The organism is Vibrio sp. QJM3NY_21 (genome assembly GCF_057785975.1).
This window is the reverse complement of sequence record NZ_CM173513.1, coordinates 1547783-1561271: the sequence shown is the minus strand read 5'-3', so window position 1 is coordinate 1561271 and position 13489 is coordinate 1547783. Positions and strand designations below refer to the sequence as shown.

At 43.5% G+C, this 13489-nt stretch carries 11 protein-coding genes; 6 read left to right on the top strand and 5 right to left on the bottom strand.

Features of this window, described 5'->3' with window-relative positions:
- Positions 1-8: 8 nt before the first annotated feature.
- From AC3CID_RS07100 to AC3CID_RS07090, 3 genes are read right to left on the bottom strand one after another with little or no spacing between them, the layout of a single operon-like run.
- A complete protein-coding gene (locus tag AC3CID_RS07100) occupies positions 9-815 on the bottom strand; it encodes an adenosylcobinamide-GDP ribazoletransferase (protein ID WP_488527179.1) in 807 nt (268 codons plus the stop codon).
- Positions 815-1861, bottom strand: coding sequence for a nicotinate-nucleotide--dimethylbenzimidazole phosphoribosyltransferase (gene cobT / locus AC3CID_RS07095; protein ID WP_488527178.1), 1047 nt, complete (start codon positions 1859-1861; stop codon positions 815-817). The genes AC3CID_RS07100 and cobT overlap by 1 nt, the downstream gene beginning before the upstream one ends.
- A gap of 44 nt (positions 1862-1905) precedes the next feature.
- A complete protein-coding gene (locus AC3CID_RS07090; protein WP_488527177.1) occupies positions 1906-2517 on the bottom strand; it encodes a flavin reductase family protein in 612 nt (203 codons plus the stop codon).
- A gap of 645 nt (positions 2518-3162) precedes the next feature.
- Here AC3CID_RS07090 and AC3CID_RS07085 point away from each other — a divergent pair.
- Both AC3CID_RS07085 and AC3CID_RS07080 read left to right on the top strand, forming a co-directional pair.
- A complete protein-coding gene (locus tag AC3CID_RS07085) occupies positions 3163-3858 on the top strand; it encodes an NAD-dependent epimerase/dehydratase family protein (protein WP_054546449.1) in 696 nt (231 codons plus the stop codon).
- Positions 3859-4042: 184 nt separating this feature from the next.
- Positions 4043-5416, top strand: a complete 1374-nt coding sequence (locus tag AC3CID_RS07080; protein ID WP_017077997.1) for an L-cystine transporter — start codon at positions 4043-4045, stop codon at positions 5414-5416.
- Positions 5417-5530: 114 nt separating this feature from the next.
- Here the strand turns inward: AC3CID_RS07080 and AC3CID_RS07075 are convergent, their stop codons facing one another.
- On the bottom strand, positions 5531-5923 hold the full coding sequence (locus AC3CID_RS07075; protein ID WP_065205371.1) for a GlcG/HbpS family heme-binding protein: 393 nt from the start codon (positions 5921-5923) through the stop codon (positions 5531-5533).
- 9 nt (positions 5924-5932) lie between these two features.
- Entirely contained in the window at positions 5933-6943 is a 1011-nt protein-coding gene (locus AC3CID_RS07070; protein ID WP_488527176.1) for an aldo/keto reductase, read from the bottom strand.
- Positions 6944-7075: 132 nt separating this feature from the next.
- Here AC3CID_RS07070 and AC3CID_RS07065 point away from each other — a divergent pair, with 132 nt between their 5' ends.
- The 4 genes from AC3CID_RS07065 to AC3CID_RS07050 all read left to right on the top strand — a co-directional run bounded on the left by AC3CID_RS07065 (position 7076) and on the right by AC3CID_RS07050 (position 13487).
- A complete protein-coding gene (locus tag AC3CID_RS07065) occupies positions 7076-7960 on the top strand; it encodes a LysR family transcriptional regulator (protein WP_488527175.1) in 885 nt (294 codons plus the stop codon).
- Between the two features lie 375 nt (positions 7961-8335).
- The gene (locus AC3CID_RS07060; RefSeq protein WP_054546453.1) at positions 8336-9097 is read left to right on the top strand and encodes a YdcF family protein; all 762 of its coding nucleotides are present in this window, start codon (positions 8336-8338) and stop codon (positions 9095-9097) included.
- Positions 9098-9561: 464 nt separating this feature from the next.
- Positions 9562-11031: an aerolysin family beta-barrel pore-forming toxin gene (locus AC3CID_RS07055; RefSeq protein WP_488527174.1), complete on the top strand. Its 1470-nt coding sequence runs from the start codon at positions 9562-9564 to the stop codon at positions 11029-11031.
- Positions 11032-11207: 176 nt separating this feature from the next.
- Complete coding sequence (locus AC3CID_RS07050; protein WP_488527173.1) at positions 11208-13487, top strand: hypothetical protein; 2280 nt, start codon at positions 11208-11210, stop codon at positions 13485-13487.
- The last annotated feature ends 2 nt before the right edge of the window (positions 13488-13489 follow it).

Below are 13489 nucleotides of genomic sequence, written 5' to 3'. Positions count from 1 at the left end.
GGAAACCGTTATCGAAAGCCATTGTAAAATGTAGTAATGAATACAAGGTAAACCAGTAACTCCATCAACTGTTGAGCCGCACCTAAACAGTCACCAGTAAAGCCGCCAATTCGCGCCATTAACCACTTTTTAAAACCTGTTCTGAACAGATAGGCGACGACAAATAAAATCAAAGCGAACTCAAGACCAAACCACAGGCTTGGCAGAACGCCAACAAGCAATAAAAAGACAAGCTCGCCTTTCGTTTGCTTATTGGCCAATGGCTTGCTTTTACTGGTGTCCAAATCGCTGACATAAGGCATGTCGTAGATAAGGGAAGCCGCAATCGCACGGCTAAAGGTATAACTCGTGACGATGACCATAAACAGTCCGGTCATGCTTATGAGTTCATTCAATAACACCCACTTGCCGAGCAAAGCCATAATCAACGCAGACGCGCCGTAAGTGCCGATTCGGCTGTCTTTCATGATGGTTAAGCGACGTTCCAATGTCATGCCGCCACCGATGCCATCCGCCATATCGGTTAAGCCGTCTTCATGAAAAGCACCAGTAAGCATCAAGCTAAAACTCATCATCAAAAAGATCGCCACCGCACTCGGCAATATGGCATCAAGTAGCAAGAACACACCGCCACAAAGAACACCAAGTAACAAACCAACCGTTGAAAAGTAGCGCCCAGAACGATTCATTCGCTCTGATGAATAGGGCGTGTTCTTCGGCATTGGCAAACGAGAAAAGAAGCCCATTGCCAGCGCAAACAGCTCCCACTGATAAGTGACTCGACCTTTCAACGATCTTTCTGGCGCATCACTCATTAAACCGTGACTCCAGCACTTTCGAAGCTCGCCATGTTATTGTAGAACTCGGCTGCCGCACGAATAATTGGCATAGCTAGAGCTGCACCTGTGCCCTCGCCTAATCTCAATCCAAGATCGAGCAGTGGCTCAGCGTCGAGCAGCTCTAGCAAAATCTTGTGACCAGACTCTTCAGAGCGATGAGCGAAGATCATGTAGTCACGACAACTTGGCTCTATTAAAGTCGCGACATACGCCGCAACCGACACGATAAAGCCATCGACCAATACCGGTGTTCTGTTTTGGTATGCACCAAGGAAACCACCGACCATTTGAACGATTTCATAGCCGCCGACTTGTGCTAGTACCTCTTTAATATCTTTAACTTCTTTCGCATCTATGCCTTTGCAGCGAGATACACCTTGCTCAACCACAGCCACTTTACGTGCAAGCTGTTCATTGTTGATGCCAGTGCCTAGGCCAACACATTCAACGGCAGTACGGTTTGCTAGCGCACTTAAAATCGCTGAAGCGCTGCTGGTGTTGCCGATGCCCATTTCACCGAACATGATGATATTGGTGCCATTTGAAATGGTTCTAGATACAAGCTCTGTACCCAGTTCAATGCCACGTTCAACCGTTTCTAAACTCATTGCCGCTTCATTGGCAAAGTTATTGGTTCGCGTACCCAAGCGCTGAGAGATCAACATGTCACTGTCAGATTCCACAGGCAACAATATCCCCGTGTCGACTACCGTGATATCGATATTATTCACCGCACAGAAGCAATTGATCGCCGCGCCACCGCTTAAGAAGTTCAACACCATCTGCTGTGTCACGGCACTTGGAGCAATACTCACACCTTCATCTGCTATGCCATGGTCGCCAGCAAAAATGATAATACTTGGCTTGTTCAATTCGATATGTTCAACCGCAGCTTCTTTGCCTTGGCTTTGAATCAGAGCTAATTGATGTGCGACTTTTTCTAGTAAGCCAAGCGCACCGAGTGGCTTGGTTTTTTGGTCAATACGGTGTTGGATGTACTGCGAGTATTGGGTATCTAACATAGTTTTTAAAAACGCTTATTCTAGGTACGTAAATTTAGGATTGGCTATTTTGGGCGAGCAACAGAGAACACATTAGAAAGCGTCGCGTATTCACCACCACCAAGTCTCGACAGTGGATCCAATGCCAGCGCATCAATCTTAAGACGTTCACTCTCTTTATCGATCACGTCTTCGGCAATGTACACGGTTTCGACTTGAGCAAAGATAAGGCTTTGTGGCACCTCTCCAACTTCTTTTACTTCGTACAAAGTGCAGCCAAAAGCGACCGCGCACTCTTTTACTCTCGGTAAAGAAAAGCCCTCAAATTCAACCAGCTCAATATCATTCGCGGTGACTTCAGAATCACCATGATCGAGAGTGGCTGCTGTTGCTGTCATTGTTTCGGCAGAACTTGAAGAAGCAATATGAATGACCAACTTACCCGTTTCAAGGGCATTACGAGTGGTGTCTTTGATTTCACCTGAAGGCTTTTTCCCAACCGATAACATCAGTAGCGGCGGATTGCTGGAAACAGGCGTGAAATAAGAGAAAGGCGCTAGGTTGTACTCTTGGTCAGAAGATTCTGTCAATGCCCACGCGATCGGGCGAGGAACAACGGTTTGTGTCATCAGGTGATAAATCTGAGTGGGAGCAAGAGTATCAAGCTTGAGGTTCATAGCACGTCCTTGGTCTATGTGAATTACGACTCAGTTTACGTGTTAAGCAATGCTGTATCTATGCCTAAGTAACAGAAACCGTAGAGAGTGTTCTTAATTTAAACAGATCACGCTGATTTTTTCTCAAATTGACAATCAAATTGACGAACTCTAAAACACCGACAATACTGATAATAGATTTATCAATAACTTACATTTTGGCATCGTTTATGCTTTATCTAAAGTACTTATTAATCTCTCCATTGATAAGTACCCATACAGTGAATGCCCACAACACTGACGCTACACAAAGAAAGACAACCGATTGAAAGACAAAACAGAACAACGATTTAGGAGGTGTAATGATTCCAAACTCTAGTAAAAGAAAACCAAATAAATCAAGTAAGAAAACCAGCAAAAAGGTAAGGAAAATCCCACTATCCTTCACCTAGAAAGCAGTAAAGTAAGTAACAAAGCCCGTCGCCCAGCGGGCTTTGTTATGTTTAACGCCGTACTTATGCGTCAAGCCAAACTAAATCATCTCTTTTCCATAAACAGGTGACTCCCCACACACTACTGACCACTCGTTTAACAAACTTTTATTCGCTTAAAATTCAAACACTGTTTATATTAAACAAGCACTTGTGGAGTGAATAAGGGATTAGAATGAGCATTGCTGGAGACAAAACATCGGTTGTTGTGGCTGGTGCAACAGGGCTAATTGGTCATCATGTGATGAGGCAGCTCATTGATGAGCCCGCGGTCGACAATATCTATGCGTTATCCCGAAGATCACTCCATGCACAATTTGACTCCAATAAACTCCACACACTCATTCATAATGACCTGCAAGTCACGAGTTGGGATGATACGAATGCGACGCCTAAACTTGGCGTTATCTGCTTAGGTACGACTAAGAAAAAGGCAGGGTCAAAAGAAGCACTTCGCAAAGTCGATGTTGAATTGGTTAGCCAGGTTGCACAGTCGATGAAGTTTCTTGGAGTACAACGCGTTGCCGTTGTTTCGAGCTATGGCGCTTCACCAGATTCTTATTCACATTACCTTCGTTGCAAAGGGCAAATGGAGCAAAACTTAAAACGTATTGGCTTCAAGCAGCTTTTCATCGCACGTCCGGGGCCGCTGGTTGGTGAACGTGATGAACCAAGAGCCGATGAAAAACTCCTGCAAAGCATCTTTCCTTTAGTCTCTCCCTTTATGTTTGGTCAGTTCAAAAACCTACGCCCTATTCAAGCGGAAGACGTCGCGAAGGCAATGTTGTTCCGATTATTCGAAAATAATTTTAAAAATACCGAAATTTACTCGTCAAGTGACATGCTCAATTTATTGGCAAAATATCGCTAAAAAGCTCACCTATTCATCACAATGTTGAATATCCACCCATCCCATTGAGTGGATATTACTAATCGTTCTAATAAATTACTTTTCCTTATTTTACGTTTTGTAACAGAACGTTATTTTAGCAGCAGTACTGACACCTATACATCTAGGTGCTTAATTGATTTAGAGTTATTCATAAGGAAAACAAATGTCATTTTCAGCTATCGCTGCCTTAGCGGTATTCACTGGTATCCTCTTTTTTCTCTACGGACAGCAGAAAAAAGAAAACACACTTTCTCGCCTCGTTTTACTTGGTTTAGTTTTTGGTAGTGCATTTGGTCTTGGTCTACAGCTGCTATTTGGTGAAGGCAATCCCATCATCAAAGAGACGCTAGACTGGGTAAACATCGTTGGTCGTGGTTACGTTGGATTGCTTAAAATGGTAATCATGCCATTAGTCTTGGTTTCAATGATTGCGGCTGTAGTGAAGCTTGAAAAAGGCGGTTCACTGGGCAAGATTTCTGGTATCACTATTTCAGTATTACTCGCCACAACAGCGATCTCTGCGATTGTTGGTATTGCAGTGGCTCAAGCATTCGGCCTTTCTGCTGAAGGCTTAACAGAGGGCGCTCGTGAAACAGCTCGTATTGCAACACTAGAAAGCCGCATGGGAAGTGTTTCAGATCTAACCATTCCACAAATGCTGGTTAGTTTCATTCCGACTAACCCGTTTGCTGATCTAACGGGCGCTCGCTCTACTTCAATCATTGCGGTTGTTATCTTCGGCGTGCTAACAGGTATTGCTGCTCGTAAAGTAATGGCTGAGAAAGAAGAGCTAGAATCACCGATCCGTACTTTCGTTGACGCTGCGCAATCTATAGTTATGCGCTTAGTTAAGATGATCATGGCACTCACGCCATACGGCATCGCGGCGTTAATGGCGAAAGTTGTTGCAACATCAAGTGCTTCAGACATCCTAAGCCTACTGGGTTTCATTGTTGCTTCTTACGTAGCTATTATCCTGATGTTCGTCGTTCACGGTGTGTTGGTCTCTTTTGTTGGTGTAAACCCGAAAGAGTACTTCCAAAAAATCTGGCCGGTCCTAACGTTCGCTTTCACTTCACGTAGTTCTGCTGCAACGATTCCACTGAACGTTGAAGCTCAAATCACTAAGCTAAATGTGCCACCAGCGATTGCTAACCTGTCTGCTACTTTCGGTGCGACGATTGGTCAGAATGGTTGTGCGGGTATCTACCCTGCAATGCTAGCAGTCATGGTTGCGCCTACGGTTGGTATCGACCCAATGGACATCAACTTCATTCTGTCTCTAATTGCTATCATTACAGTGAGCTCATTCGGTATCGCGGGTGTGGGTGGCGGTGCAACATTCGCGGCACTTATCGTGCTACCCGCTATGGGGCTTCCAGTAACGATTGCAGCACTGCTTATCTCTATCGAACCACTTATCGATATGGCACGTACAGCGCTTAACGTATCTGGTGCAATGACAGCCGGTACGATCACAAGTCGCCTATTGGGTAAGAAAGACAAGCAACAGGATCTAGAACAAGCGAACGCTTAATGGATTCAATTGATTCATTAACTTGAGTCTCTTTAAACAAAAAAACCGATGCACATGCATCGGTTTTTTATTATTTGTCGTTTCTAGCTTCAGTTACTTCACAAGCAACAGCGCTTAGAGCACTCGTTGGATCACTTTTTCGGCGAGCGATTCATCGTCATCTTCACTCAATCCGCTGATGCCAATTGCGCCAATCACCTGCCCCTTTATCTCAATGGGAACACCGCCTTTAAAGCCAGTGATCTTTGAGTCGGTCCAGTAACTTAAGTCTTTACCAGTTTCTCTCGCCCAAACACCTAAGTTACCACTTGGCTGCCTGTCTCTTGCAGACGTATAAGCTTTGTTCTGTGCTAACAACCCGGCTTGTACGCTCACATTATCCATGCGAATAAACGCCAATAACTCTCCGTGCGTATCACACACGCTCACCGCAATTGCTTGTTGATGATGCTCAGCAATATCGAGAGCGTTAGACACCAACTGTTGTGCGATCTTTTGATTCAACATGTTCATTCCTTATGGCAGTGCTTGACCACGTGAGTACACGTATAAGTTGTACCACTCTTCACGAGACAGACTTATCTGAGTCGCTACTGATGAAGCTTTGATTCGCTCTAGGTTTGTGGTACCAATAACAGGTTGGATACGAGCAAGGTGACGAAGCAAAAATGCCAACACAATCGCTTCACTTTCTACCCCATATTGGTTCGCTAACTGAGCCACGTAGTGCGCCGTCTTTTTCACGTTTTCATGTTCTGAATACAAACCTTGCTCAGCAAATCGACCTTGTGCCAAACAGCCCCAAGCTTGCAGTTGGATGTTATTCATTTGGCAATGTTCTAGTGTGCCTGCGGCGAAATCTGATTGATGATGCCCTTGCGAGTTAATCATCACCCCATCATTCAACCAATCCAGCTTGGTTAAGCTCATCTCAATTTGATTCGCGACAATGGGCTGCCCGAGCGCAGATTGTAGGTACTGAATTTGGTGGCTGTTCATGTTCGACACACCAAAGAAATCGACCTTACCTTGCGCTTTTAAGTACTCTAACGCTCTTGCCAGCTCATCGAGTTCCATCAGAGGATCAGGACGATGCAGTAACAGCACATCGAGTTTTTCTGTATTCAAACGATTCAAGATACCGTCTACCGATTGGCTTACCCAATCAGCCGAGAAATCATAACGACCAACATTGCCCTCACCTTCAAAACGAATCCCACACTTAGATTGAATGAACATCTGCTCTCTCAGTTCAGGCGCTTGTTGTAATGCTTGACCAAAGGCTTGCTCGGCTTTGCTGAAGGTATAGATGTCCGCATGGTCGAATAAATTAATACCCGATTCTAATGCTGTGTCGATTACGCTTCGTGTTTGAGCAACATCCGCACTTGTCACTAGATTATCATTCCAACCACCACCGAGCCCCATGCAGCCATAGGCAACTTGGCCAACATTCGGCAGATAATTTGATAATGGGATACTCTTTTTCTCATTCGTTTTGTTTGTAGATTCAATGCTGTTCGTCATATCGATTCTCGCTTAGAAGATTTGCTGACCAGAAATATGCTTCTATCATATTGTTCTTTTAAGAAAACAGAATATGCTAGTTACGAAATGATTGTTTGATATAACGAACAATAGATTGGTAGGAACGCGCGAATGAACGAACACAAAAGAATAGAACGACTGATCCTGTTTGTAGAACTTGCTCAGCAACTCAACTTTACCAAGGCAGCCGAAAAGCTCGGTATCTCTAAGAGCTACCTTTCTGAGCAGATCAAACGTTTAGAGAACGACTTACAGTGCCCGCTTTTGGTCAGAACCACACGCAGTGTTCGTTTAACCCAAGAAGGCGACCGCGCGTTACAACAAGGCTTAACGATTCGCTCGCAAGTCTTACAGCTTGAACGCAGCGTTTCGGAGCAACATGACATCGTAAAAGGTCTATTACGCCTCACTGCGCCAAAGATGTTTACTGAGGTATATCTATTCGATATCTGCCAACGGTTTAGGCAACAATACCCTGAGATCCGCTTCGAGATAAACAGTAGCTACACCAACTTTAATCTCAACCAAGATGATATCGATATCGCGTTTCGCGCCACCAATACGCCACCTGACAACATGGTGGCGAAACACTTGATTAGCTATCAGCATGATTTAGTCGCGACTCCCGGCTATCTTGATCAGTTTGGCCGCCCCAACAATGCCAACGACTTAAATGACCATCAATGCTTAGCAACGCTGCACCAAACCGAGTGGCCTTTAAAATCGGCAAATATTGATGTGTCCGGCTGGCTTTCAAGTAATGACAACCACTTACTTAAGCAACAAGCTATGGCAGGCAGTGGCATCATCCGTATCGCAAGTTATTACGTCGCAAAAGAGGTCGAGCTTGGAGAATTAGAGCGAGTGCTGCCTGATGAATGCCTGCAACAAGGCAACAGTATTTACCTTTTCTATCCGCAAGTTATTTATCCTGCAAAGAAACACCAAGTGTTCGTTAAATTTGTTCAGCATTACTTTGAGAGCTTGATAACTTGAGAGCTTGATAATTTAAGAGCTTGAAAACTGGAGAGCTCGATCATTTAAGAGCTTGAAGATTTGGTAGTTTAAGAATTTGAAAGCTGAGTTAACGAGTTGAAAAAACGGAAACCGATGAGCAGATAAATCAAATAACACGAAATAAGGTTTAAATAACTTTCTTGATTTATATACCTATATTTAGAATGGGATTATCGAACAATAATAAAGCGAGTTTTTCGAATGCTCTCATCGATGATTGTTCTTGATAGAAAGAAATCGTGCATTTGTTCAATAATACAATGAGTTATCTATGAATGATTAACATAACTGAGATATGATGCACCGCTTCAGTATGTCACATCATCTTGGCACCAGTTCGATAACAGGATCCTCATGAGCTTTATTATATTATTACTTCTTCTGCTATTCGTAGGCTTTACACGTTTACTTCAGTGGCGAAAAACCTCTCTGTTTTTATCTCTTGTTCTTATATCGTCATTTGTGTTGATTGGTTCAGGCTTAATTCCTCGTTACTTACTGAACGACCTACAAACTGATTACGAAAGTAAGCCTGATATCCAATGGTCTGGCAATAACGCTATTGTTCTTCTGGGCGCGGGAACGCAGTTAATTAAAAGCACGCAAGAGTTCGAGCCAGCCTTTTTCTCTTTCGGCAGAATCAACGAAGCGGCAAGCCAATATAAAGATTGCGCCAAAACCCAAACCACATGCAAAGTGATCATCAGTGGTGGCGATGCACAAAATAATGGTGTAACTGAAGCAGAAGTTTATCAACAACAATTGCTGAGACTTGGCGTTCCAATACGTGACATCATTCAAGAGCCAAATAGCGTAAACACTTGGAAGAATGCACAGCTCACTAGTGACCTAATGAAGCATCATAAATTCGATAACATTGTGTTAGTTTCGTCTGGCCTGCATATTCGTCGCAGCGAGCTCTACTTCAACCACTTCGGCTTAAATGTTATTCCAGTAAGAGCCGATTATATGGCAGCTCAAGTTTCGTGGTTGCCACTATGGTACAACTTTGCGGTCACAGATTTTGCTTTGCATGAACAGATAGGCTTTGCTCGTTACAACATCTACAACTTTATGGGTTGGAACAGTAAACGCGAACAGCCAGGTGATGCTTAAACACGTTCAATTGAGTTAACTAGAGCCATATAAAACAAAGATGCAGCAACAACCGAAAGGTTATTGGCTGCATTTTTTGATCCTGCCTATCACAACACCATTTCTTACTCTCATTTACGTCTGTTCTTGCCGTTCGGCAACCATTCCTACTAGCTAATCACTCAGCCAATTTTTCAAATAGCAGGCTACGAAAATATAAACGTTCAACAATCAACCACCTAATATTTTGATAGTTGAAACTAATTGAAAACAATCGCAATAACCCTTTATAAAAAAACATTCCAATCAACATAACCAATTGATAATTATAAGTATTTATCTTCAATTCATTTCAGTATTTTTGGCATTGTTTTATATGACAGAGTACACCCCGCTAGTAACCCTCGGCTTTAAATAATATCAATAAAATCTAATAACTCGATTCTAATAAAAATAGCCAAATAATGGCATTTAGGAACTTATCAATGATTAACGTCAGTAGAACCATTCTATTTAGCACTGCCCTATCGGTAATCTCTTTTACTGCTCATGCGAAGATATACTCAGACCAAATCGTCTTAGATAAACTTGGAGAAGATATCTGTCGTTTCGACTATCGCGCTCTCAACAATTCAGAAGCTCAAGAACATAAAACAGCACTGATATCCCGTATGAATGTTTGGGACGTTGTTGGCCTTCAGCATGATTGGGTGATCATGGGCTCCGGCTATCATGGCCTCATTAAACCAGGTCAACCAAGCGACAAAACCTGGTGCTACCCCAATACACCAGAAGCGGGCTTGCCATACTACGAAGCACAAGCTATTCAAGAGAACAGTAACCTTGAAGTTCAACGAGCTTTAGTCAATGACGACACGAACTTTATCAGGCCGCTAAGTTACTTAGCTCATAGTCTTGGGTACGCTTGGGTTAGCGGTAATAACGGGCGTTACGTCGGTCAAGATATGGCAATAAAACCGCTTAACAATGGTTGGGAGATCAAAGGGAATAACAATGGAAGCTGTACCGGTGAGCGTTGTAATGAGAAGACAACCATCACTGTCGATAACTTCTCTTACGTACTCGATAACACTGCGTTTTGGCACGGCTCGGTAGAAGAAACGAACCAAGAGCTGGTCAACACCCTTACAGCTTATGCTATTAACAAGACTGATCAGCCGAAACAAATCGTCGTTGACCTTCATTTTAAGCAATCAACACAATGGAGTAAAACACAGCGCTTCGACCTTGCTGATTCAGTCGTCATTGATGAGACCTTTCATTGGCCGCAAGTTCGAAAAACAGAGGTAAGAGTCGTGCTAGAAGAAGGCCAGCGCTTCTCTGATACCAACAGTGGCTCTCGCTTTGAGCCGACTGACCTACAAGCCATCATCACTGTACCAGCGAACTCAGTACTTCCCTTTCAGGTTGAGTTCTTGCGCTCTACCATTTCATACCCATACCGTATCAAAACGAGCATGAGTTACGACGCGAACTTCACAGGTTTCCTCCGTTATAGCGGCAATGCGCTAAGCTCCCACCCAACAAACCGCCCTACTGTCTCGCACACCTTTACGATGGGCACCAACAGCGAAAAGCAAGCCAATATTCGCTACCAATGGGACCATCGCTATATACCTGGTGAAATGAAATGGTGGGACTGGAGTTGGGCAATCAACACAAATGGGCTGAGTAGCATGCAATATGCCGCAGGTGCCAGTGTGCGACCGTTCTACTCTCACGTGTCTGGTCAATTCAGTGCTGAATCTCAATATTCAGGGATGATAGATATCGGCGCTGAGCATTCTGTTGATTCATTCGATACAACGACGTTCAACAATCACGAAACCTACTACGCGGGTGATATTAAAATAGTGACTGATTTCAACCCTGACACTTTCGCTCAACTTGGGTATCTAGATGCTCAACTTGTGATTAACCCTGTGCAGCAGTAAGCAAACTCATATTCCCCAATCTAGGTTCACCACACTGGTGGTGAGCTTTTTGCAACCCCTCAATCAAAAAAGCCAAAACACTCCTGCGTATCGGCACCCAAACGAGGCTCTTGTTTATGGGTGAACCTTTATCTCGATAAATACGGCCAGCTATTCACCCCAAGAAAAAGTTAACTATGAAAAACAAAAACACGTTATGGCGGTTTGTCGCCATACTATACAGCCCCATGTCAGCCGCGCTTTGCTTAAGCAATGGAGTTCAAGATACCCAATCACTAGACACAATAAACAATGATCGTGCCTCTTTATGGTCTCGAAATGAGCTTTATTTGGAACCACAGTTTGGTACTGCGTTAGGCGAACTTGAACACGATGCGCACACGCAATCTTTCACATCAGCATGGCCACAAACAGAAAAAGCGTTGGCTAACGTCCCACAAACATTCGAAAGCTCGTTGAGCCAAGAAAGCCTAATCAATCGGTTGGGTCAGGCCGGTTCTTCTACTTTGGAAGTCTTAGGGCCAATCGGAGATGCTGTTGCGGTGGGCTTTTGGGTCGACAACATGGTCCAAACATTCTCTCAAGAATCTTCGACTCAACTCGACAAAACGGCTTCTATTTTTTCTCTCATTCCTCTAGTTGGTGATGAGCTAAACCTATTATCGAATGACATTAAGTACTTCTCAGCCAAAGAAAAAATCACCGAATTTGAAAACCAATCGCATTACGTGTTTACCAACCACTCATCAGAATTTTCTCGTTTCCATCATTCAAAACAAGATGCCATCGAACTCATCAATAAATACGACGATCATGTCAAGCTCACTGCCTCTATATATATAGATAACCTACTTCTTGAAGCAGACACTGAGTATCGCCGGTTAGCTTCAGCGTATGACAGGCAGTTATCTAAACAAATGGCACGAATTGATTTAGAACTGTTGAAGTCAATCGGACATGTTTCCCCTAATTCAAATCTACACCAGCCGCTATGCCAAAATGCTCAAGACTCTTTAACAGCGCTCGAACGCTGCATTCGCATTGAAGGACCAGCACGCATCGATGATCTGATTAATAAACTGAACGCAGATGACTATAACGAGCTCGCTTTGAATATACATAGCAAGAAAAGAGAACTTGTTGAAATTGCTTTGCGCCGACTATCCACACATAGAGAGAACACAATTAAACGGCTCATAGAAAGGTCAAAGCCTCACATGGTATCGATCATTACACACAGCAAAATCAACCGAAGTATATTGGAATTTCAAGTAAGGCAAAGTGGATTGAGAGAGTATGCGAAAGAAATGTGGGATATCGATTACCTGAGCGAGGAACAACTCAGTACAGCAACTATAGAAGTCCGCCCCGCAAGAACTTGCTGGGGTGTTCCTTCCATTGCCCCAGGCGGTATTCAAGCTTCTCTAGATGCATGTAAAGACTCTGGTCCATTGTACGATACTTACCACCCTAAAAAGGATCCTGATTTATCCGAATTGTTGCTAAAAAAGGTAGAATTTAATGTCGAACAGCATATTGCATCGAGGGTTGTTAATGGTTGGCCAGTAGGCTTATTTAGAACTCAGCTAATCAACACCGCTAGCGCTTATATATCTGGCCAGTCCTCGAATAAACTATTTGAAGAGCTAGTGTCCGAGTTAGCGAACATCCAGATTCTTAGCTACCAAACGCCTTTCAGCGAATACTTAGATAGCAAAGGAATTAACAGCTCTGATCCAAATGTTCGTAAAAGTTGGTATGAGATTAGCCGTTGGTATGAACTGCTGCTAACAGAGCGACCGAGCGGCGGAGTGTTAGATCAAATCAAACAATATGAAATTTTTAAACATTTTATTCAACCTCAATTCAAGCTCGCTATTTCAATGTCTTACATCCGCTCTCTCAATTACTCGTTACCGTATCCAAGTGTATACTCTGCAGCAAACCTTAGGTTTTATGCCCCTAAAATGGCAGACATACTCGATGACGTGATGTCGCAGCCAAGCACTAACTTTGATCAAAACTTTCAAAGCGCTATTGAAAGCATCATTGAAAAGGCAATGAAGACGACGAATGCCAACCAACTTCAATATTTATTAGGCGATCTTTCGCTCTATCTACAAATCGCGCAACATCAGCTGTCAGAATTCAATGTATCTCCTAACAGTCAACATCAACTGTTCAACAGCACGCTTTCCCCTCTGCACCTGAGCTACCTTTCCGATGAGCATCAAGATGAGCTGGGACAACAAGTAGGCTATGTATCTTCACATGCCCTCTGGACCCAACTCGCGAACATAAAAATAGCGTTGAGCCAAGGAGATCTCGAGTCTGCGATTGGGCAGCTTGGGTTAATTATTAAACAAGAAGAATTCACCATGCTCCCACATCTCAACCATCTGCTCCTCAAAGAACTCGAAGATTGGATTGAATTACAAATCGCATTAGAGGAATAAGC